This window comes from Xanthobacter autotrophicus (assembly GCF_005871085.1).
Taxonomy (GTDB): Bacteria; Pseudomonadota; Alphaproteobacteria; order Rhizobiales; family Xanthobacteraceae; genus Xanthobacter; species Xanthobacter autotrophicus.
In genome coordinates this window covers 551,241-573,323 of the sequence record NZ_VAUP01000022.1, presented here as the reverse complement: position 1 = coordinate 573,323, position 22,083 = coordinate 551,241, and the positions used below count along the sequence as shown (strand labels likewise).

Annotated in this window: 19 protein-coding genes; 9 read left to right on the top strand and 10 right to left on the bottom strand. The window is 68.0% G+C overall.

The window, feature by feature from the left end; genetic code table 11:
- The first annotated feature begins 3 nt into the window (after nt 1-3).
- Nucleotides 4-384, top strand: coding sequence for a DUF1850 domain-containing protein (locus FBQ73_RS11380; RefSeq protein WP_138399581.1), 381 nt, complete (start codon nt 4-6; stop codon nt 382-384).
- A 151-nt stretch (nt 385-535) separates the two neighbouring features.
- Here the strand turns inward: FBQ73_RS11380 and FBQ73_RS11375 are convergent, their stop codons facing one another.
- Nucleotides 536-1,591 (bottom strand): aldo/keto reductase, encoded by a 1,056-nt coding sequence (locus tag FBQ73_RS11375; protein ID WP_138399580.1) that lies wholly within the window; start codon nt 1,589-1,591, stop codon nt 536-538.
- Between the two features lie 481 nt (nt 1,592-2,072).
- Between FBQ73_RS11375 and FBQ73_RS11370 the strand changes: the two genes are divergently transcribed.
- The 6 genes from FBQ73_RS11370 to FBQ73_RS11345 all read left to right on the top strand — a co-directional run bounded on the left by FBQ73_RS11370 (nt 2,073) and on the right by FBQ73_RS11345 (nt 9,331).
- Nucleotides 2,073-3,434: an LLM class flavin-dependent oxidoreductase gene (locus FBQ73_RS11370; RefSeq protein ID WP_138399579.1), complete on the top strand. Its 1,362-nt coding sequence runs from the start codon at nt 2,073-2,075 to the stop codon at nt 3,432-3,434.
- Nucleotides 3,435-3,541: 107 nt separating this feature from the next.
- Nucleotides 3,542-4,387 (top strand): MetQ/NlpA family ABC transporter substrate-binding protein, encoded by an 846-nt coding sequence (locus FBQ73_RS11365; protein ID WP_138399578.1) that lies wholly within the window; start codon nt 3,542-3,544, stop codon nt 4,385-4,387.
- A 61-nt stretch (nt 4,388-4,448) separates the two neighbouring features.
- Nucleotides 4,449-5,663 carry an acyl-CoA dehydrogenase family protein gene (locus tag FBQ73_RS11360; RefSeq protein ID WP_138399577.1) on the top strand — a complete coding sequence of 405 codons (1,215 nt, stop codon included), beginning with the start codon at nt 4,449-4,451 and terminating at the stop codon, nt 5,661-5,663.
- A 16-nt stretch (nt 5,664-5,679) separates the two neighbouring features.
- Complete coding sequence (locus FBQ73_RS11355) at nt 5,680-7,089, top strand: LLM class flavin-dependent oxidoreductase (protein WP_138399576.1); 1,410 nt, start codon at nt 5,680-5,682, stop codon at nt 7,087-7,089.
- Between the two features lie 416 nt (nt 7,090-7,505).
- Complete coding sequence (locus FBQ73_RS11350) at nt 7,506-8,366, top strand: NADPH-dependent oxidoreductase (protein ID WP_138399575.1); 861 nt, start codon at nt 7,506-7,508, stop codon at nt 8,364-8,366.
- A gap of 197 nt (nt 8,367-8,563) precedes the next feature.
- On the top strand, nt 8,564-9,331 hold the full coding sequence (locus tag FBQ73_RS11345; protein ID WP_138399574.1) for an SDR family NAD(P)-dependent oxidoreductase: 768 nt from the start codon (nt 8,564-8,566) through the stop codon (nt 9,329-9,331).
- A 153-nt stretch (nt 9,332-9,484) separates the two neighbouring features.
- Here FBQ73_RS11345 and FBQ73_RS11340 read toward each other — a convergent pair whose 3' ends face one another.
- Entirely contained in the window at nt 9,485-9,799 is a 315-nt protein-coding gene (locus FBQ73_RS11340) for a hypothetical protein (protein WP_138399573.1), read from the bottom strand.
- A gap of 373 nt (nt 9,800-10,172) precedes the next feature.
- Nucleotides 10,173-10,361 (bottom strand): DUF2735 domain-containing protein, encoded by a 189-nt coding sequence (locus FBQ73_RS11335; RefSeq protein ID WP_170218844.1) that lies wholly within the window; start codon nt 10,359-10,361, stop codon nt 10,173-10,175.
- Between the two features lie 520 nt (nt 10,362-10,881).
- On the opposite strand from FBQ73_RS11335, the gene FBQ73_RS11330 reads away from it, so the two are divergent.
- On the top strand, nt 10,882-11,916 hold the full coding sequence (locus FBQ73_RS11330) for a glutamine synthetase beta-grasp domain-containing protein (RefSeq protein WP_138399571.1): 1,035 nt from the start codon (nt 10,882-10,884) through the stop codon (nt 11,914-11,916).
- 766 nt (nt 11,917-12,682) lie between these two features.
- Nucleotides 12,683-13,459, top strand: coding sequence for a trans-aconitate 2-methyltransferase (gene tam, locus FBQ73_RS11325; protein ID WP_138399570.1), 777 nt, complete (start codon nt 12,683-12,685; stop codon nt 13,457-13,459).
- A gap of 75 nt (nt 13,460-13,534) precedes the next feature.
- Here the strand turns inward: tam and FBQ73_RS11320 are convergent, their stop codons facing one another.
- The 7 genes from FBQ73_RS11320 to FBQ73_RS11290 all read right to left on the bottom strand — a co-directional run bounded on the left by FBQ73_RS11320 (nt 13,535) and on the right by FBQ73_RS11290 (nt 22,031).
- The gene (locus FBQ73_RS11320; protein ID WP_138399569.1) at nt 13,535-14,323 is read right to left on the bottom strand and encodes a MetQ/NlpA family ABC transporter substrate-binding protein; all 789 of its coding nucleotides are present in this window, start codon (nt 14,321-14,323) and stop codon (nt 13,535-13,537) included.
- Nucleotides 14,324-14,367: 44 nt separating this feature from the next.
- Nucleotides 14,368-15,054: a methionine ABC transporter permease gene (locus tag FBQ73_RS11315; protein WP_392567229.1), complete on the bottom strand. Its 687-nt coding sequence runs from the start codon at nt 15,052-15,054 to the stop codon at nt 14,368-14,370.
- Entirely contained in the window at nt 15,047-16,171 is a 1,125-nt protein-coding gene (locus FBQ73_RS11310; RefSeq protein ID WP_138399568.1) for a methionine ABC transporter ATP-binding protein, read from the bottom strand. The genes FBQ73_RS11315 and FBQ73_RS11310 overlap by 8 nt, the downstream gene beginning before the upstream one ends.
- A gap of 283 nt (nt 16,172-16,454) precedes the next feature.
- Entirely contained in the window at nt 16,455-17,051 is a 597-nt protein-coding gene (locus tag FBQ73_RS11305) for a TetR/AcrR family transcriptional regulator (RefSeq protein WP_138399567.1), read from the bottom strand.
- Between the two features lie 27 nt (nt 17,052-17,078).
- On the bottom strand, nt 17,079-17,546 hold the full coding sequence (locus FBQ73_RS11300; RefSeq protein ID WP_138399566.1) for a nuclear transport factor 2 family protein: 468 nt from the start codon (nt 17,544-17,546) through the stop codon (nt 17,079-17,081).
- A 109-nt stretch (nt 17,547-17,655) separates the two neighbouring features.
- Nucleotides 17,656-20,802: an efflux RND transporter permease subunit gene (locus FBQ73_RS11295; RefSeq protein ID WP_138399565.1), complete on the bottom strand. Its 3,147-nt coding sequence runs from the start codon at nt 20,800-20,802 to the stop codon at nt 17,656-17,658.
- Nucleotides 20,802-22,031, bottom strand: a complete 1,230-nt coding sequence (locus tag FBQ73_RS11290; RefSeq protein ID WP_138399564.1) for an efflux RND transporter periplasmic adaptor subunit — start codon at nt 22,029-22,031, stop codon at nt 20,802-20,804. The genes FBQ73_RS11295 and FBQ73_RS11290 overlap by 1 nt, the downstream gene beginning before the upstream one ends.
- Between the last annotated feature and the right edge of the window lie 52 nt (nt 22,032-22,083).

The window sequence follows — 22,083 nt, the reverse complement described above, 5'->3', positions numbered from 1 at the left end:
CGGATGCCGGTCGCCTGTCTGGTCGCGGGGGCATATGTGGCGCGGCTGGCGGTGATGTTCACCCTTGCCTGGACCCATTCGGTGGCGAAGAGCGAATGGCAGGAGGACTGGCGCGCCACGCCAGGCGGGCTGGTGCTCGACGCGGTGCGGGTGGAGGGCTCCGGTGCCGGCATGGAGCCGCCGGACGACGCGGTGCGCGAGGGCCGGTTCTATGTGGCCCATCCCCGGCTTCCGCCCCAGCGGGAGGTGCTGCTGCGCCGCTCCGGCGCCACCGCCGACTGGCGGGTTTGCATGGACGGAAGCTGCCGGCCCATGGGCGCGTTGCTGCCCGTCGACCTGCCGCCCGCTGACGCCGATCCGGTGCGCCTGATCCAGTGCGAGTGATAGCGCCGCGCGGGCTTGACTGGTGCGTGGCCACGCTCAAGCGCCGCGCGGGCTTGACCGGTGCGTGGCCACGCTCAGCCGCCGCGCGGGCTTGCCGCTGCGCTGACCCGGCGCGCGGCGGCGCAGGACACCGCCGGCGCGGTGCCGGCCCTCAGGGGGCCGGGCTGCCGTGGAGCTGGAACACCGCGTTCACCCGGGCCTCGATCTCCGGGGTGATGACCACGTCGAGGGTGGCGAGGGTCTCCTCCAACTGCGCCATGGAGGTGGCGCCGATGATGTTGGAGGTCACGAACGGCCGGCTCGTCACCCACGCCTGCGCCAATTGCACCGCCGTCAGGCCAAGGTCGGCCGCCAGCGCCAGATAGGCCTTGATGGCCGCGTCCACGCCGGGCTTCTGGTAGCGCTGGCCGCGATCGAACAGGGTGGAGCGGGCGCCGGCCGGGCGCGCGCCGTCCAGATACTTGCCGGTGAGATAGCCCTGCGCCAGCGGCGAATAGGCGAGCAGGCCCACATCTTCCCGCGCGGCGAATTCGGCGAGGCCCACCTCATACTCCCGATTGATGAGATGGTACGCGTTCTGCACCGAGGCGACGCGCGGCCCGCCGCCGGTCTCCGCCGCCTTCAGGAAGCGGTGGAGGCCCCAGGGCGTTTCGTTGGACAGGCCGATATGGCGCACCTTGCCCGCGCTCACCAGATCGGCGAGCGCCCCCAGCGTCTCCTCGATGGGCACTTCGGGGCCGTCGCCGCTGGTGGGCGGGCCGCCCGCTGAAGGATTGCCGAACAGCGGCACGGCGCGGTCGGGCCAGTGGATCTGGTAGAGGTCCACGTAATCGGTCTGCAGGCGCTTGAGTGAACCCTCGATGGCGTAGGTGATGTTCTTCGCATCGAGCCGGGTCTTGGCGCCGTTCTCGCGCAGCCAGGTGTTGTCGGTGCGGCCGGCCACCTTGGTGGCGAGGACGACCTTGTCGCGCCCGCCGCGGGACTTCAGCCAGGTGCCGATGATGCGTTCCGTGGAGCCCTGGGTCTCGGGCCGGGGCGGGATGGAATACATCTCCGCCGTGTCGATCAGGTTGATGCCCACGTCGCGGGCGCGGTCGAGCTGGGCGTGGCCTTCGGCTTCGGTGTTCTGCTGGCCGAAGGTCATGGTGCCGAGCGAAATGGACGACACCGAAAGGCCGGTGCGCCCGAGGGGACGATAATCGAGCATGAAGGATGCTGCTCCGGGGACGGGCAAAGGCAGGGGAGGGGAGAAAAGACCCTGAGGCGGGGTGACGTCAACGCTGGTGGCGGAACCCCGGCGCGATGGCCGGAAAACCCCGGCCGATTTATAATTCAACTTAAACCATCGAATAAATCAAAAAATGATTGACGGGACGTCCGGCGTGCCTATCGTGGAGGGCGAAGACGCGTTGCCATGGAGGTCCCGATGAGCCGCGCCCGCTGTCTGCTCTGATGGTCCCTCGCCTGGCGGCTGCGCCCGTCAAGGATTGCCCCGCGCGTCCGCGCCGCGATCCGGTGGGCGCTCTGTAAGGCTGCGCGCGAGCCGTCTCGTGAGCCATCTCGCGCGCCCTCCCGAGGGCGCCCGCCGACACCCTTTCGTTCTGCCCCGTCACACGCCGCACGTGATCCCGAGAGGGAGGCACGCGGCGAGAACGTGATCCCGTGCGGGGATCGCGAGGAGAGTATCCATGGCCCATGTTGAGACGTCGCCCGGCCGGCAGCTTGTCCTCAACCTGTTCATCTATCCGGGCGGCCATCACGAGGCCGGCTGGCGCTATCCCGGCGCGAGCCCCGAGCGGCTGCTGGACATCACCTTCTACCAGGACCTCGCCCGCTCGGCGGAAGCCGCCAAGCTCGATGCGGTGTTCTTCGCCGACGGCCCGGCGCAGGTGGACAACATCCGCTTCGCCTCGCGCTTCCGCATCGAACCGCTGACCTGGCTTGCGGCCATCGCGGCGGCCACCACCCATATCGGCCTCATCGGCACCGCCTCCACCACCTATTACGAGCCCTATAACCTCGCCCGGCTCTATGCCTCCCTCGACCATCTGAGCGGCGGGCGCGCGGGCTGGAACATCGTCACCACCGCCGTGCCGCAGGCGAGCGGCAATTTCGGCCTCGCCGAGACCCCGAGCCACGCCGAGCGCTACGCCCGCGCCGCCGAGTTCGTGGACGTGGTGACCAAGCTCTGGGACAGCTGGGAGGACGACGCCCTCGTCGCCGATCCCGTCTCCGGCGTGTTCGCGGACGATGCCAGGATCCACCCCATCGAGCATGTGGGCCGGCACTTCCGGGTGAAGGGCGCGCTCAACACCCCGCGCAGCCCGCAGGGCCGCCCGGTCTATGTGCAGGCCGGCTCCTCGGACGACGGCCGCTCCTTCGCCGCGCGCTATGCGGAGGCCATCTTCACCGCCCACCAGACGGTGGAAAGCGCGCAGGCCTTCTATGCCGACATCAAGAAGCAGGCGCAGTCGCTGGGCCGCAACCCGGACCATGTGAAGATCCTGCCCGGCATCAGCCCCTATATCGGCTCCACCGAGGCCGAGGCGAAGCGGCTGTACGACGAGGTCAACGACCTGATCCAGCCGGCCTATTCCATCACCCAGCTCAAGCAGATCACCGGCGTGGACTTCACCGGCCATCCACTGGACGGCGTGGTGTCGCTGGACGCCTTCGCCGATGCCGGCCCCGCCCGCACCGTGGCGAGCCGCTTCCAGCTGGTGGTGGACATCGTCAAGCGCGAGAAGCCGACCCTGCGCCAGCTCATCGATCGCCTCGCCGGCGCGCGCGGCCATTATGTGGTGGTGGGCACGCCGGAGAAGATCGCCGACGAGATCCAGCTCTGGTTCGAGAAGGGCGCGGCCGACGGCTTCAACGTGATGCCGCCCTGGTTCCGCGGCGGCTTCGATCTGTTTACTTCGCAGGTGGTGCCGATCCTGCGCAAGCGTGGCCTGTTCCGCAGTGAATACACCGGAAAGACCTTGCGCGAGCACTATGGCCTGCCGCGCCCGGAGAGCCTTTACGCCAACGAGGCCCGCGCCACGGCGTGAGCTGCCGGCCCGCGCCAAAGCTTCCCTTCAGAAGGCATCATCTTCGCGAAATCCTTCCTTCACTTGCCGGGCCGGCAGATCTGGCCGGCCCTGACACGGATGAACCCATGACTGTTCTGTCCCGCTCCCGCTTCCTCGCTTTGGCCTTTTCTGGGGCGGTCTCCGGGCTCGCCCTCTTCACCCTCGGTGCCGGCGCGCAGGCCCAGACGCCGGCTCCGGCGGCCGACAAGCCGCTCAAGGTGGGCGTCTCCGCCGGTCCCTATGGCGATGTCCTGCGCGAGGCGGCGCGGCTTTCCGAGAAGGAAGGGGTGAAGGCGGAGATCATCGAGTTCACCGACTGGAACCAGCCCAACGCGGCGCTCCAGGCCGGCGACATCGACCTCAACAACTTCCAGAACCGGCCGTATCTCGCCAACCAGATCAAGACACGCAACTACCAGATCGTGGCCCTCGACGAATCTCTCCTGGTGCCGGCCGGCATCTATTCCAAGACATACACCAGCGCCGCCGACATTCCGGCCGGTGCCAAGATCGCCATACCCAATGATCCAACCAATGGCGGGCGTGCCCTGCTGCTGTTCCAGAAGGCCGGGTTGATCAAGCTCAAGCCGGGCACGGGCCTTTATGCCAGCGTGCTGGATGTGGCGGAGAACCCCAAGAAGCTGCAGATCGTGGAGATTGACGCCGCCCAGTTGCCGCGCTCGCTGGATGACGTGGCGGCCGCCTTCGTCTCCTCCAACTACGCCTATCTCGCCGGCCTCGATCTCAACAAGGCGCTGGTGGCCGAGACCAGTGTGGAGGAGGCCAAGCCGTACTTCACCCTCGTCTTCGCCGCGCGGGAGGACCGCAAGGATGATCCGCGCGTGCGCAAGTTCATCGAGGTCTACCGCTCGCAGCCGGTGAAGGACTTCACCCTCGCCAAGTTCAAGGGAAGCATCCTGCCGGCGTGGTGAGCGGCCGCGCCGAAAGGCCCGCCCACACCCCCAGCAGGACCGCCGCCACAGGACCTTTGCCATGACCCGCCCTTCCGTCGTCACCTTCCCCGCCGGGCGCCCGGCCGAGAGCCCGGCGCCCCGCTTCGACGCCATCGCCGCCGCCGAGCGGGTGGCGCAGGCGCTGCTGCCGGACGCCGCCGAGCGCGACCGCCTCGGCGCTGCCCCCCGCAAGGAACTGGAGCTTTTGCGCGGCTCCGGCCTGCTGCCCCTGCTCAACCCGCAGGAGCACGGCGGGGGCGGCGGCAGCTTCACCGACGCGCTGTTGGCGGTGCGGGTGATCGGGCGGGCGGATGCGTCCATCGCCCAGCTGCTCGCCTACCATTATCTCCACCTCACCAACGCCCTGTGGCGGGCGGCGCCTGAGCAAAGCGCGGCGCTGTCGCGGGCCTCGGTGGCCGGCAACTGGTTCTGGGGCGGGGCCTCCAACCCGCGTGATCCGGAATCAAAACTCACGGCAGTTGAAGACGGCTTCCGCCTCACCGGCCGCAAGACCTTCGCCTCCAACGCCTCCCTCGCCGACCGCATCACCCTGCGCGCCGAACTGAACGATGGCTTCGCCGTGCTGGTGGTCCCCGGCGACCGGGAGGGGGTGACCCACGGCAACGACTGGGACGCCTTCGGCCAGCGGCTGTCGGAGAGCGGCACCATCACCTTCGCCGACGTGCATGTGGCCAGGGACGAGGTGCTGGGCGATCCCGCCGCCGCGCCGCCGCCGCGCACTAGCCTGGTGGTGCCGTTCCACCAGCTGCTCATCGTCAATTTCTACCTCGGCACGGCCGAGGGCGCGCTCAGCGAGGCCAACCGCTACATCCGCACCGTCTCGCGGCCCTGGCAGGCCTCCAACGTGGAGAAGGCGAGCCTCGACCCCTACATCCTCGAGCATTACGGCCTGCTCGACGTGGAGCTGCGTGCCTCCCTCGCCCTCGCCGACGTGGCCGCCGACCGCTTCGAGGCGGCCGCGGCGCGCGCCAACGACATCACCCTTGATGAGCGCAACGTGGCGGCGGGGGCCATCTATGCCGCCAAGGTGCATTCCAGCCGCACCGCGCTGGAGATCACCTCGAAGATCTTCGAGCTGATGGGCGCGCGGGCCACCGCCGAGCACTACGGCTTCGACCGCTTCTGGCGCAACATCCGCACCCACACCCTGCACGATCCCATCGTCTACAAGGCGCGGGAAGTGGGCAATTACGCGCTCAACGGCACCATCACCCCGACCCCGCTCTACAGCTGACGCGCAGGAGATCCTCATGAGCTGCAAGCGGGAGCTGCGCTTCAACGCCTTCAACATGGCCGCCCCCGGCCACACCTGGGCCGGCCTGTGGGCCCATCCGCGCGACAAGGCCATCGACTACAACAGCCTCGATTACTGGATCGAGCTGGCGCAGACCGCCGAGCGCGGCCTGCTGGACGGCATCTTCATCGCCGACGTGTTAGGTATCTATGACGTCTATGGCGGGACGCCCGACGCCGCCCTGCTCTCGGCCGCGCAGACCCCCCATATCGATCCCACGCTGGTGGTACCGGTGATGGCGCAGGCGACGAAGCACATCGGCTTCGGCGTCACCGCCAACCTCACCTACGAGCACCCCTACCAGTTCGCCCGCCGCTTCTCGACCCTCGACCACCTCACCGGCGGGCGGGTGGGCTGGAACATCGTCACCGGCTATCTGGACAGCGGCGCCAAGGGCATGGGCCATGTGGCCAACCGCGCCCACGACGCCCGCTACGAGGCGGCGGAAGACTTCCTCGCCGCCGTCTACAAATTGTGGGAATCCAGCTGGGAAGACGGCGCGGTGCACCGCGACCGCTCCGCGCGGGTGTTCACCGATCCCGCCAAGGTCCACCGCATCCATCACGATGGGCCTTACTACCAGGTGGACGGCATCCACCTCGCCGAGCCCTCGCCCCAGCGCACGCCGGTGCTCTACCAGGCGGGGGCCTCCGATCGCGGGCGGCTGTTCGCGGCGAAGCATTCCGAGGGCATTTTCCTCAACGGCCAGACAAGGCCCATCCTTGCCGAGTCGGTGCGGGCGATCCGGCAGGCGGCGCAGTCCTTCGGCCGCGACCCCTACGACATCCGCATGTTCCCCGGTGCCACCGTGATCGTCGCGCCGACCCGGGCGGAGGCCCTCGATCGCCTCGCCGATTATGCGCAATATGTGAACACGGCGGGCCAGCTCGCCCTGCTCTCAGGCTGGACCGGGGTGGACCTCTCCAAGGTCGATCCGGACGACGCCATCTCCTATGTGAAGAGCAACGCCATCCAGTCCACGCTGGAGAACCTGACCCTGCGCAGTGCCGAGCCGCTGAAGGTGAAGGACCTCGCCACCCTCTCGGCCATCGGCGCCCGCGCCCCCTTCATCGTGGGGTCGCCGAGCGAGGTGGCGGACGAGATCCTGTCCTGGGTGGAGGACACGGACATCGACGGCTTCAACCTGAACCGCCTCGTCTCCCACGAGACGCTGGCGGCCTTCGTGGATCTGGTGGTGCCGGAGCTTCAGGACCGTGGCGTCTACAAGACGGCCTATGCCGAAGGCCCCCTGCGCCAGAAGCTGTTCCCCGGCCGTGGTCCCACGCTTCCTTCCACCCACCCCGCCGCCGGCTTCCGGCGCGGGGCGACGGTTGCGCCGGCGGAGCCGGTGGCGGCCGGGGCCTGAGTGTCGGAAGACCGATGCCATCGGGCAGACGGTCGGGGGTGTATCAGTTTGAAAGTCTGCTGCTTCGACCAGGTGCGCCCCAGAACCCTCTCCCGCCCGAAGGCCGGATGTTTCCGGCCTCGGCTCGTGGGAACCGAACGCGGTAGAAGCCGAGTTCGGGCGGGGAAGGGTGGGGGCGGGCCTTCTGCGCCACCTTGCCCGCCGGGTATTCTGCCCCGGCGCCTCTGCCCCCTCCCCACCCCTCCCCCGCAAGCGGGAGAGGGAGTTGGCCGGCGCGGGGATGGAGAGCAGGGGGCTCCGGCGCTCCTTTTCAAACTGAGACACAGTCAAACGGTCTTGTTGCTTGAAGTCCGGGACGGGAACGGTTCAGCTTGCCGCGAGCTGAACCGTTCCGGCCTCCGCATCATGGAGCTGTCATGTCTGCCACCCTGTCTGAGGCCCGCCCCGCGCCGGCCCCGTCATCCGATGCCCGCGCTTTGCTGGAGGCCCGCTACGGCGCCGCCGAGGCGCCCGCCGGCATCCTCCTCAACGACACCATCGCCGCGCTGCTCTCCCATCGCACCGTGCGTGCCTTCTCCGACCGCCCCCTGCCCGAGGGGCTGATCGAGACCCTGGTGGCGGCGGCGCAGTCGGCGCCGTCCTCGTCCAACCTTCAGACCTTCAGCGTGGTGGCGGTGGAGAACCCGGCCACCAAGGCGCGCCTCGCCGAGGTGGCGGGCGGCCAGAAGCATGTGGTGGAAGCCCCCTTGGTGCTGGTCTGGCTCGCCGACCTCTCGCGGCTGGAGGAGATCGGCCGCCGCGCCGGGGCGCCCACCGACGCGCTTTCCTTCCTTGAAACCCTGTTCGTGGGCATCATCGATGCCGCTTTGGCGGCGCAGAATGCGCTCGTGGCCCTGGAATCCCTCGGGCTGGGCGGCGTCTATCTCGGCGCCCTGCGCAACAAGCCGGACGTGGTGGCGCAGCTTCTGGGCCTGCCGCCCAACGTGGTGGGCGTGTTCGGCCTCGCCATCGGCTATCCCGATCCGCAGCGCCCGGCGGATGTGAAGCCGCGCATCGCCCAGCGCCTGGTGCTCCACCGCGAGCGCTATGACGCCAGCCTGCCGCAGGCGGCGCTGGACCATTATGAGGACGCGCTGAAGGCCTTCCAGCGCGGCCAGAACCTGCCGCAGGTGGGCTGGACCAGCGCGGCCCTGGCTCGCGTGCGCGGGGCGGAGTCCTTAAGCGGGCGCGACCGCATCCCGGAAGTGCTGAAAGCCCTCGGCTTCGGCCTGCGCTGAGGAGCGACCGGCGCCGCCGTCACGGTGGCCGAAGCCGGTTCTCGGACAGCTGGAGCCAGTCGGGCTGGCGCTGCCAGCCCCGGCGCCATCTGCATCTCGCGCACCTCGCGGATGGCGCCCGGCGCCGGTCCCGGATAGCGCGCACGACGGGCGCATGTGGGATGATCCTCCCCGCGAATCGCGGGGAGGAAGCAGGAATGGCGGCGGATCTCGATCTGTCCGGGAAGGTGGCCCTGGTGACGGGGGCGGCGAGCGGCATCGGCCTTGCGGCGGCGCAGATCCTCGCCCGGCAGGGCGCCCATGTGGTGCTGTCCGATCGCGACGGCGCGGCGGCCGAGGCGGCGGCGCAGGCGCTGAGGGCGGAGGGCGCGCGCGCCTCCAGCCAGGCCTTCGACGTGACCGACGAGGCGGCGGTGGGGGAGGGCGTGGCGTATCTGCTCGCCGTTCATGGCCGCGTGGATATCCTGGTCAACAATGCCGGCCTCTCCATCCGCAAGGGCATCGCCGAGCTGGCGCTTTCGGACTGGGAGAAGGTGTTCGCGGTGAATGTCACCGGCGCCTTCCTCACCACCCGTGCGGTGGTGCCGGCCATGCGGGCGCAGGGCGCGGGCGCCATCGTCAACATCGCGTCCATCATGGGGCTGTCGGGGGGCGGGCCTTATCCCAACCCGGCCTATCAGGCCAGCAAGGGCGCCATCGTGAACTTCACGCGCGCGCTGGCGGTGGAGCTGGCCCCAGCGGGCATAAGGGTGAATGCCGTGGCGCCCACCTGGGTGCGCACCCCCTTTATTGCGCCGCTGATGAACGACGCGGAGCAACTGGCCAGGATCGAGGCGCTGATGCCCATGGGCCGCATCGCCGAGCCGGAGGAGGTGGCCGACGCGGTGCTGTTCCTCGCAAGCTCCATGGCGTCCATGGTCACTGGCCACATCCTGCCGGTGGACGGCGGCTTCCTGTGCCAGTGAAACCCGGAAACGGGAGAGTAGAAGCGGATGATCGATCGGGCGGTGTCCGAAGGCCTTGAAGCAACCGGATGGTCCATCCGGCCCACCCGAAAGATGAAAACCCCGATCGGCTTGCCATGGAAGCTGCCTGGCAAGCTGATCGGGGTGTTGATCCTACAGGGACACGTAGATGAACTTCTCGCCCTTCAGCGCCGGATAATTGGCGCGCAGGGCCGTGGCGATCTTGCCCACCAGGGTCTTGTCGCCCGCTGCCGAGGGGCCGACGAAATCGGTGCCCGCCATCCAGGTCTCGAAGAAGCAGTGCAGGCCCTCGTCATAGTCCGCGCCCGTGGGGTTGGCGGTCTTGTCGGCGAGGGTGGCAACACCCTCCTTGGTCACTTCCAGCCGCCAGTCGCGGTCATCCACCACCGAGCCGATGAGCTTGGCGAGGTCGGCGTCGGTCCAGTCGCCGTTGATGTCGAGTGCCATGTCGCATTCCCTACCCGTGAAAGTGCCCGGGAGAGGAGACGCAAAAAGCGGTCCATGCGGCGCGGACCGGCTCCGGCCCGGCGCGAATCAGCACGGGCGGGCAAAGCTTGCATTGGGAGTGGAACAGGGAGGTGTCAGCCCCGGCGCTACCGGCGACCACGCTTGCCCGGAGCATGAGCTAGGGCTCGGCAGGCCGGCCGAACGCGGACGATGGCGCCCGATGGGGTGGGCCTTTGAACTCGCCCTGCGCTTCCCGGCCGGCGCTGCCGGCCAGGCCTGATGGAACATTCGTCGGGCGAGCCCAAGGCAAAAGGGCGGGAGGTGCCCCGCCAGCCGCGCGGAACGAAGCCGCGCGGGCCGACCGCGACGGCGATCAGCGGCGCTCGGGCCGGGCGTCGGCCTTTACGGCTTCGTCGTGATACCAGCTGGAGCCGATGACCGCCTGGGTGGCTCCCATGGCCGCGATTTCCGCCGCCCATTTCGCCTCTTTGGAAGGCATGCCGACATTCGCGCCATTCTTCATCGGGAAGGGATAGATTTTCGCCGTCTCGCGCTTCTGCATCACAGTCATCATTCAAACTCCGGTCGATGAGCCTCCTGGGCGCCATCCATTGATCCATTCTTAGCAGAGTTTTGGATCTGCATATACATAAATTGCCTAAAAAATTAGTATGATGCCTAAATTATAGGCGGATATAATTTCAAGACAGATATCCGATTTGTTTGCGCGCATGGTGCATAGCGTCCGCGCGTCTATCGCAGTGCAGCGAGGGTGCCCGAGATCAATCATCCGTGGCGCGCATTTGTTCCGTCGGAATCGCGATGGTGGCGCTTGGGCTCGGCGATATGGCGGGTTTGCCTGCGTGATGGGCGATCCGCCCAAGCGTAAGGCCTAATCCTGGTGCACAAATGGGCAGGTCGTGCCCGAAAGGGGCGTCGCGCGCCCTTGTATGGCGGTTGCGTGAACCTTGGCACGCGGATTGCTAAGGAAACTGCGGCCCAAACGGTCAGTGGATTCTTCGCGGCCGGACGCTCAGTCACGAGTTCCAAAATCTCACGTCATCGGCTTATGAGAGACTGCAATGCGAAAGTTTAAGCTCGAGTATATCTGGCTGGACGGTTACACCCCGACCCCGAATCTGCGTGGCAAGACGCAGATCAAGGAATACGACGTGTTCCCGACCCTCGAGGAACTGCCGCTGTGGGGCTTCGATGGCAGCTCCACCCAGCAGGCCGAGGGCCGCAGCTCTGACTGCGTGCTCAAGCCCGTGGCGGTTTATCCCGATCCGGCCCGCACCGACGGCGCCCTGGTCATGTGCGAAGTGATGATGCCCGATGGCGTCACGCCGCACCCGACCAACAAGCGCGCCACCATCCTCGACGATGCCGGCGCCTGGTTCGGCTTCGAGCAGGAATACTTCTTCTACAAGGACGGCCGCCCGCTCGGCTTCCCGGAGAACGGCTTCCCGGCGCCCCAGGGCCCGTACTACACCGGCGTCGGCTACAAGAACGTCGGCAACATCGCCCGCCAGATCGTCGAGGAGCACCTCGACCTCTGCCTCGCGGCCGGCATCAACCACGAAGGCATCAACGCGGAAGTCGCGAAGGGCCAGTGGGAATTCCAGGTGTTCGGCAAGGGCTCCAAGAAGGCGGCCGACGAAGTGTGGATGGCGCGCTACCTGCTGCTCCGTCTCACCGAGAAGTACGGCGTGGACATCGAGTTCCACTGCAAGCCGCTCGGCGACACCGACTGGAACGGCTCGGGCATGCATGCCAACTTCTCCACCACCTATCTGCGCGAAGTGGGCGGCAAGGCCTATTTCGAGGCGCTGATGGCGGCCTTCGAGACCAATCTCGAGGACCACATGGCGGTGTACGGCCCGGACAACCACATGCGCCTCACCGGCAAGCATGAAACCGCGCCGTGGAACAAGTTCTCCTATGGCGTGGCCGACCGTGGCGCGTCCATCCGCGTGCCGCACTCCTTCGTGCGGAACGATTACAAGGGCTATCTTGAGGATCGCCGCCCCAATTCCATGGGCGACCCCTACCAGATCGCCTCGCAGATCCTGAAGACCATCGCGTCGGTTCCGACCAACGTCTCGGCTGCGGCCTGATCAAAACGCCACGGCGCGTTTCGCGCGCCGTGGCTCCCTTCCGGGCTTTGCCGTTTTGGCGCCTGTGCGCGTCGCGCCTGCGTGACGACTGCCCTTATTCTTGACGCACCATTCGTCCCGGCCTGATTTGGCCCATCCTGATTTTACTCATCCAGATTGCTCATCCAGATTGCTCATCAAGGTGTGAGGCACGCACGGATCCCGGCTGCGGACCGTGAAGGGGCACTTGTCCTGGGGCGTTTGCTTTTGGGGCGTTTGTCTCTGGGGCTTCGGGTCCGGCAGGACTCGTCCCGGCCATCCACGCCTCGACCGCCTGGCGTGTCCTGTGCAGGGATGGCGCCAGCGGAGCGGCGTGGATGCCCCGGACGAGCCGTGGCGCGGCCTTTGGCCCGCGCGAGTTTTTCTCGATAGGCCTTGTCTGTGCAAGCGTCGCCGCACGTCCAGACATCGTGGCGCCACTTCCCCCAGATCCCGGTGACCTGCAAATCCGCTGCCTTGCGTCTTCCTCCCCTCACAGGGGGGCTGGTGGCTGGGTATGCCTGCCAATGGCGGGTGAATGGGGCTTGTCCTCCCCGGCCAGGAAACCCCCGCCGTCCCGGAGCGATGCCATCCCGGCACCGGTCAAAGACGGTAGGCGGCGGTATGAGGGCCGCGTTCACCCGTTTTCCAGCCTGACCGGGCCTCTGTCTTTGCTAAGATCGGTGCCGGATTCGCCATTCGGGCCCATCAGCCCAACCGGCGAAACCGGCCCAAGGGAGCGCGATTCATGGCCGCCGATTGGAATGCCCGCCAGTATCTGAAGTTCGAGGATGAGCGCACCCGCCCGTCCCGCGATCTGCTGGCACAGGTGCCCCTTGCGGAGGCCGCCTTCGTGGTGGATCTCGGCTGCGGCCCCGGCAATTCCACCCAGCTTCTGGCGGAGCGCTTTCCCGGCGCCGAGGTGCTGGGGCTCGATACCTCGCCCGACATGCTGGCGGCCGCCCGCACGCGCCTGCCGTCCGCCCGCTTCGAGGCGGGCGATGCCACCACCTTCACCCTGGACAGGCCGGCGGATCTCATCTTCGCCAATGCGGTGCTGCAATGGGTGCCCGACCACGCGGTGCTGCTGCCCCGGCTCTTGTCCCTGCTGGCGCCGGGCGGCGTGCTGGCGGTGCAGATGCCGGACAATCTGGACGAGCCGTCCCATGTGGCCATGCGGGAGACCGCCATGTCCGGGCCGTGGGCGGACAAGCTGTCGGAGGCCTCCCGCGCCCGTGCCGTGCTGCCGGAGCCCGGCGGCTATTACAATATGCTGGCGCCCCACGCCGCGCGGGTGGACATCTGGCACACCATCTACAACCACCCGCTGAACGGGGTCGCGGCCATCGTGGAGTGGCTGAAGAGCACCGGCCTTCGCCCTTTCCTCGATGCGCTGGAAGGCGACGAGCGCGCGCAGTTCCTTGAGGATTATGCCGCGCGCCTCGGCGACCGTTATCTGCCGCGGGTGGATGGCAAGGTGCTGCTGGCCTTCCCGCGCCTGTTCCTGCTGGCGGTGAAGACATGAAAAAGGCCGGTGGGCTGAACCCACCGGCCTTCGCAATGCACTTGGGCGGCGCTGCCGGGAAAGGCCTTCGCCGGATCACCAGCTCGGCAGCACGGCGCCCTTGAAGGTCTCCAGGATGAAGGCTTTAGTCTCGGGCGACTGGTAGGTTTCCACCAAAGTCTTCACCCAGGCCTTGTCCTTGTCCTCGGCCCGCACCGCGATGACGTTCACATAAGGCCCCTTGGGGTCCTCGCGCAGGATGGGGTCCTTCACCGGGTCGAGACCGGCTTCCTTGGCATAATTGGTGTTGATGCCGGCGGCGGCGAGATCGGGCAGGGAACGCGGCAGCTGGGCGGCGTCGATCTCCACGAACTTGAGCTTCTTGGGGTTGTCGATCACGTCCACCACCGAGGCCTTCACCCCGATGCCATCCTTCAGCTTGATGATGCCCTTGTCGGCCAAGAGCAGCAGGACGCGCCCGCCGTTGGTGGGATCGTTCGGAATACCGATCGATGCGCCGGCGGGGATATCGGCGAAGCTCTTGTACTTCGTCGAGTAGACCCCGATGGGGAAATTCACCGTCAGGCCCACGGGCACGATCTTGTAGCCGCGATCCTTGATCTGGTTGTCGAGGTAGGGCTGGTGCTGGAACGAGTTTGCCTCAAGATCGCCGCCGGCCAGCGCGGCGTTGGGCACCACATAGTCGGAAAACTCGATCACCTTGATATCAAGGCCTTTTTTGGCCGCTTCGGCCTTCACCTTCTCCAGGATCTGGGCGTGGGGGCCGGGGGTGACGCCGACCTTGATGGTCTCGGCGGACGCCGCGCTGAGGAGGCCGGCGGCGAGCGCGAGGGCGAGCGCGCCGGCAGTCGCGAGGGCTTTCATGGAAGTCTCCGTTGAGAAGTCGAACGTGAAGAAGGTGGAGAAGTTCAGGAGCGGCTGCGCTTGTCGAGGCGGCGGGCGATGAGATCGCCCAGCGTCTGTACCCCCTGCACCAGCAGGATGAGCACGATGACCACCGCCGCCATCACCTCCGGCATGAAACGCTGGTAGCCGAAGCGGATGCCGAGGTCGCCAAGCCCCCCGCCGCCCACCGCGCCCACCATGGCCGAGTAGCCGAGCAGCGACACCGCCGCGAGCGTCAGGGCCAGCGTGATGGCCGGCAGCGCCTCGGGCAGCAGCACCTTGGCGACGATCTGGAGCGGGCTTGCCCCCATGGCCCGGGCGGCTTCCACAAGCCCTTGATCCACCTCGCGGATTGCCGCCTCGATGAGGCGCGCGATGAACGGCGCGGCGGCCACCGTCAGCGGCACGATGGCGGCGTTGGTGCCGATGGAGGTGCCCGCCACCAGCCGGGTGAAGGGGATGATGGCCACCACCAGGATGATGAAGGGGGTGGAGCGCGCCGCATTCACCACCAGGCCAAGCACATGGTTGGCGAGGGGCGCGGCAAACAATTCGCCCTTGCGGCTGGTGGCGAGGAACACCCCCAGCGGCAGCCCCGCCAGGGTGCCCAGAACGCCGGAAACCGCAACCATGTAAAGGGTTTGCTGGGTGGCATCGATGATCAGGTCGACGATGGCGGGCGGCAGCAGGCCGAAGCTGAGATCAAACATAGCCGAGCACCTCCGCCGACAGATGAAGTCGTTCCACCGCGCCGACCACCGCCGAGACGGTGGCGGCGTCGCCGGGGACCGAGACGATGATGACGCCGAAGGGGGCGCCGGCGATCTCGTCCACCTGGGCCTGAATGATGTTCACATCCACCGACAGCAGCCGCGACACCCGCGACAGCACGGGATCTGAGGCATGGGTTCCGGTGAAGACGATGCGCAGCACCGCGTCACGGCCTTCTGCCGGCTCGGGTTTCAGGCGGTCGGCCAGTTCCGGCGGCAGGCTCTGGCCGGTGAGGGCGGAGAGGAAGGATCGGGTGGTGGCGTGCTGTGGCGCGGCGAAGACGTCGTAGGTGGCGCCTTCTTCCACGATGCGGCCACCGTCAATCACAGCCACCCGGTCGGCCACCGCCTTGATCACTGCCATCTCGTGGGTGATGAGCAGCACGGTGAGGTTCAGCTCGGAATTCACCTTGCGCAGCAAAGCGAGGATCTGGTTGGTGGTTTCTGGGTCAAGGGCCGAGGTGGCCTCGTCGGAGAGCAGCACGCGGGGGCGGGTGGCCAGCGCCCGGGCGATGCCGACGCGCTGCTTCTGCCCGCCGGACAATTCGGCCGGGTAGCGGTCGCGCTTGTCGGAAAGGCCGACCAGTTCCAGCAGGGGCTCCACGCGGGCCTTGATCTCGCGGCGGGGGACGCCGGCGATCTCCAGCGGCAGGGCCACGTTGTCGAAGGCGGTGCGCCGCGCCAAAAGGTTGAAATGCTGGAAGATCATGCCGATGGAGCGGCGCTCGGCGCGCAGCGCCTTCTCGTCCAGGGCGCTGATGTCCACCCCGTCCACGGTGACGCGGCCGGACGTGGCCCGCTCCAGCCCGTTGACCAGGCGGATGAGGGTGGACTTGCCCGCACCCGACCGGCCGATGACGCCGAGTATGGCGCCTTCCGGCACGTCCAGCGTGATGTCGGAGAGGGCGGCGACCTGCGCATTGCTGCCGCGCGCGGCGAAGATCTTCGCCACCTTCTCAAAGCGGATGATGGGGCGCGCGGCCGCTTGGGCGGGGGCGAGCGGGGCGGGGGAGGGCGTTTGCACTTGATCCGCCGATAGGATGAGTGGGGCGTTCACGGGGGGGCTCCGGGCTTGCCGCCTGTTCGCTAGACCGGACCCCTTGTCCTGCCGTTCAGGACGGCGGAAGGGGTGCGAAAGCGAAGGCGAGCGTCACGCTTCAGGGACGACGTGGCGAGCGCGGGTCCACAAAAGCTTCAATAAGCTGTGTGTTCCGGCGGGTTCCAGCTGGTTTCAGCGACACATCATCATGGCGACGCCCGTAAGTGATGGGGCAATGTTCCCTTCCAATATCGTTCTCTTTATCGAACGCGTCAAGCCATATTAATATGATCAATTTAGTTTATATTATACGCGTCGCCAAGGCCCTGGCATCCCCAAGGTCCTGAAGCAGGCGCCGCTCCAGCCGCGCCAGGGTGCGGGTGAAGACGGTGGCGTCGTCCAGCGCGCGGGCGAGCACCAGCGCACCCTGGATGGCGAGCACGGCGTCCTCGGCCTCCTCGCTTGCCGCTGCTGCCGGATGGCCGATCCGGATCAACGCGTCGGCCAGCGCCTCCCGCCAGCGGGCGAAATAGCTTTGCACCGCCTCGGCGAAACGGTCGCGCACCTCGCCCAGGGCAAACACGCCCACGAGGCACACCCGCCGCCCGGAGCGGAAATAGGCGTCAGTGCGGGCCAGCATGTCGCGGATGGCGGCGCCGCCGTCCTCTTCGGTTCGCAGCGGTGCGAACACGTTGGTCTCGAACCAGAGGTCGATCTCCGCGAGCACGGCCGCCGCCATCTCCTCCTTCCCGCCGGGGAAGAAGTGATAGAGGCTGCCCTTGCCCAGCCCGGTGCGGGCGGTGATGTGGGCAAGGCTCGCCCCCTCGAACCCGTGCTCGCGGAACACCTCGCCCAGGAGGGGCAGGATGTCCGCGCGCTCGCTCACCGTCCGTGCCATGGCGGTCTTTGTCCCTGTCCCTGAAGCTCACATGCCCAGTTCCGTGAGGCCGGGATGGTCGGCCGGGCGCGGGCCCAGCGGCCACAGGAAGCGGCGCTCGTTCTCGCGGATGGCCACATCGTTGATGGAGGCCTCGCGCCGGCGCATCAGCCCGTTCTCGTCGAATTCCCACTGCTCGTTGCCGTAGGAGCGGTACCACGCGCCATCGGCATCGTGCCACTCGTACTGGAAGCGCACGGCGATGCGGTTGTCGTTGAGGCCCCACAGCTCCTTGATGAGCCGATAGTCCAGCTCCTTCTGCCACTTGGCGGTCAGGAAGGCGACGATGGCGGGGCGGCCCACGAGAAAGTCCGAGCGGTTCCGCCAGCGGCTGTCGGGGGTGTAGGCGAGGGAGACCCGCTCGGGGTCGCGGCTGTTCCAGGCGTCTTCTGCAAGGCGGGCCTTCTGGGCGGCGCTCTCCACGGTGAAGGGCGGCACGGGTGGGCGTTGGCTCATGGTCGTCTCCTGTACCGATCAGTCAATAATGTACTGAATGGTACAGGTGCCAGCGCGAGTCAAGCGGGGCGGGATTTCTCCCGCCCCGCTTGGGTTCATATGTCTGGGTTCATTCCGCGGCGCGGGGCAGGCCGGGGCTCGCGTGGGGCGGGGTTCCCGCGTGGTGGTCGCCCGGCTCGTCCCTGGCGCCGATGAAGCGGCCGAAGATGCGCCCGAGGATGTGGCTCAGATCGTCCATGACCGAGAATACCGCCGGCACGAACACCAGCGACAGCACCGTCGAGGTGATGAGGCCGCCGATCACCGCGATGGCCATGGGCGCGCGGAAAGCGCCGCCTTCGCCCAGCGCCATGGCCGAGGGCACCATGCCCGCCACCATCGCGATGGTGGTCATGACGATGGGCTGCGCCCGCTTGCGCCCCGCCTCGATGAGGGCGGTGGTGCGGTCAATCCCCTGGTGCATGGCCTCGATTGCGAAGTCCACCAGCAGGATGGCGTTCTTGGTCACGATGCCCATGAGCATCAGGAAGCCGATGATCACCGGCATGGACACCGAATTGCCGGTGATGAGCAGCGCGATGAAGGCGCCGCCCACGCTCAGCGGCAGCGAGACCAGGATGGTGATGGGCTGGAGCAGGTCGTGGAACAGCAGCACCAGCACCGCCAGCACCAGCATGAGGCCGGCGGCCATGGCCATGGCGAAGCCGGTGTTCACCTCCTCCATGATCTCGGCGTCGCCCGCCTCCTTCAGGGTTACGCCGGCGGGAAGGCTTTGCGCCGTGGGCAGGGCCTTCACCCGGGCGAGGGCGTCGCCCAGTGGGGTCTCACCCACCAGGTCGGCCTCCACCGCGATGCGCCGGGCGCGGTCGTAGCGGTCGAGGGCGGTCGGGCCCTTGCCGAAGCGCACGTCCGCCACGGCAGAAAGCGGCACCGCGCCGCCGGCGGCAGTGGGCACCTTCAGGGCGTCGAAGGTGGCAAGGCTCGTGCGCGCCTTCTCGTCGAGCTGCACGCGGATGTCGATCTGCCGGTCCTTGGCTGAGAACTTGGCGAGGTTGGCGGAGATGTCGCCGATCGTGGCGATGCGCACCGTCTCGGCAATGGTATCCACCGAGACGCCCAGCTCCGCCGCCTCGTCGAGCTTGGGCACGATGCGGATCTCGGGCCGGTCCAGCGCCGCCGAGGAGACCACGTTGGTGAGTTCCGGCACGTGGGCGCGGATGTCCTTTTCGAGCGCGACGCCCGCCTCCTCCACCGCCGCCCCGTCATTGCCGGCGAGCACCACCTGGAAGCCGCGCTGGGTGTTCTGCCCGTTCTGGCTCCAGGAGAAACGCGCGTCGGGAATGGCGGCCAGCGTCCGCGAGAATGCGGTCTCGAACGCCTTCTGGTCCATGTCGCGTTCGGCGCGGGGCTTCAGGTTGATGACGATCTGCGCCTTGCGCACCTCGCCGGCGGTGAGCGACAGGCCGCCCGAGCCGCCGGAGCCGGCGGTGGCATAGACGCTCCGCACCTCCGGCAGCTTCAGCAGGGTGCGGGTGATGTCGTCGGACACCTTCTGGGTTTCGGCGAGCGTGGTGCCCGGCGGCAGCTCCACCGAGAGCAGGGCGCGGGAAATGTCGTTGGTGGGCAGGAAGCCGGAGGGCAAAAGCGTCGACAGGAAGATGGTGCCGATGAAGATGGCGATGCCCATGCCGATGGTGGCGAAGCGGTGCCGCACCGACCATGACAAAAGGCGCACATAGCCCCGCATCACCGGCCCGTCGCCGGCTTCCCGGTGGCCGGTGTCGCGCAGGAAATAGGCCGCCACCAGCGGCGTGATGAGCCGCGCCACCGCCAGCGAGAACAGCACCGCGATGGCCACCGTCAGGCCGAACTGCTTGAAATACTGTCCGGCGATGCCGCCCATGAAGGACACCGGCGCGAACACGGCGGCGATGGTGAGGGTGGTGGCCACCACCGCGAGGCCGATCTCGTCCGCCGCCTCGATGGCCGCGCGATAGGGGGATTTCCCCATCCGCATGTGGCGCACGATGTTCTCGATCTCCACGATGGCGTCGTCCACCAGGATGCCGGTGACCAGCGTGATGGCGAGCAGGCTCACCGCGTTCAGAGAGAAGCCCAGCATGTCCATGACCCAGAAGGTGGGCAGGATGGACAAGGGGATGGCGAGCGCCGTGATCAGCGTCGCCCGCACGTCGCGCAGGAACAGGAACACCACGATCACCGCGAGGATGGCGCCCTCGATGAGCGTGTGCATGGCCGACTGGTAGTCCGACTTGGTGAAGCGGACCGTGGTGTCGATCTCGGTGACGGTGATGCCCGGATTGGCGGCCTTGAGCTTTGCGAGGTCCTCATTCACCCGGTCGTAGACGGTGACATCGGAAAAGCCCTTGGCGCGGTAGACGCCGAAGGCCACCACGCTCTTGCCGTCGAGGCGGGCGAACACCCGCTGCTCGGCGGCGCCGTCGATCACCTGGCCGAGGTCGCCGAGGCGCACGAAGCGGCCGTTGGAGAGCACGATGCGGGTCTCGGCGAGACCTTCCATGGTGGTGGCGCCGGCGAGCGTCCGGATGGACTGCTCCTGCGTGCCCACCTCGCCGCGCCCGCCGGACACGTCGAGATTGGTGGCGCGCAACTGCCGGCTGACCTCGGCGGCGGTGATGCCCAGCGCCATCAGCCGGTCGGGGTCAAGGGCGATGCGGATCTCCCGGTCGACGCCGCCCTGCCGCTTCACCTGGGCCACGCCGCGCACGCCCTGCAGCGCGCGGGCGATGGTGTCGTCCACGAACCAGGAGAGTTCCTCGGTGGTCATGTTGGGAGACGACACCGCATAGGTGACGATGGGCAGGCCTTCGATGTCCACCCGTTGCACCTGCGGCTCGTCGATGGAGCGCGGCAGGTCCTGGCGGATCTTGGTGACCGCGTCGCGGGTGTCGTTCACCGCGCGGTCCACCAGCGTCTCCAGATGGAATTCCACCGTTGTGATGCTGGCGCCTTCCGAGATGGAGGAGGTGATGTGCTTGACCCCGGAGACGCCGGCGATGGCGTTCTCCACCTTCTTGGTCACCTGGGTTTCCAGCTCGCTCGGCGCGGCGCCGGACTGGGTGACCGTGACCATGACGATGGGCACGTCGATGTTCGGCATCTGCGTCACCGGCAGGCCGCGGAAGTGCACGATGCCCAGCACCACCAGGATGAAGAAGAAGACGAGGGAGGGAACCGGCTTGCGGATCGCCCAGGCGGAGACGTTGAGAGCCATCAGCGTGCCTCGCCCAGGGAGAGCGGCTGGGTGACCGGTGTCACCCGGTCGCCGTCGCGCAGGAAGCTGCCGGCGCGCGCCACCACGGCGTCGTCGGCGGCAATCCCGCTGGCGACAAGGATGCGCCCGCTTTTCTTGAGGCCGGGCACGATGCGGCGCACGCCGACGATGCCGTCGGTGACGGTCAGCACATAGGCCCCGTCCGCGTCGAACATGACGGCGGACTGGGGCACGGTGAGCCCCTTCACCTCGCCCACATTGATGACGGCGCGGCCATAGGCGCCGGATTTCAGGCGCGGGTCGTCGGGCAGGGCGATCTTCACCGTGCCGAGCCGCGAGGCGCGGTCCACCTCGGCGGAGACGAGGCGCACCTTGCCGTCCAGCGGCGCGTCGAAGCCGGCGGGCTGCACCTGCGCGATGAGGCCGTCCCGCATGCGCGGCATGGCGCTTTCGGGCACGTCGGCCTGAAGGTCCATGGCGCCGTCCTCGGCGATGCGGAACAGGGGCGCGGAGCGGGTGGAGAGGGCGATGGCGCCGAGACGCGCCTCCCGCGACAGGATAAGGCCGGCGGCGGGGGCGCGCACGTCGGTGCGCTTCATCTTCACGTCCAGCTCGTCGCGCTGGGCCTTCACGAACACCGCTTCCGCCTCGGCGGCGACCAGCATCTCGCGGGCGGCGGCGACCTGGGCTGTGGCCACCTTCACGGCGCGCTCGCGCTCGTCCAGCTGCTCCTGGGAGGAGGTCCCGGTCTTGCGCAGCTGCCGGGTGCGCTCCACGGCGGCGGTGGCCTCGGTTTCCTGGGCAATGACCTGGTCGAGGGCGGCGCGTTGCTGGGCGATGGCGGCGCGGGCCTTGGCGGCGGAGGCGGTGTTCTGGGCGAGCTGCGTCTCCAGCACCTCGCGGGAGAGGCGGGCCAGCACCTGGCCCTTCTCCACCCTGTCGCCGGCCTCCACCAGGATCTCCATGAGGCGATAGCCCTCGATTTCCGGCCCCACCTCGATCTCCTCTCGCGGCTTCAGGGTGCCGGTGACGAGGAGGGTATCGGTCATGGTGTCGGGCTTGGGCTTCACCACCGTCACCGAAAGCGCGGGCGGCGCCTTGGGCGCCGGGCTTTCGGCGGCCTTGGCCGGCTCCGCCGCCAGAACGCCGCCGCCGGGCGCCGCGGCGCAGGCGAGGAGAACGGCCGCCGCCAGAGCGGCGCGGGTGGCAGGACGGACGGTCGCGGACATGATGAAGGAAGCCTCTTTCCGGATCGGGGCGGGACCGTGGGGCGAGACCACG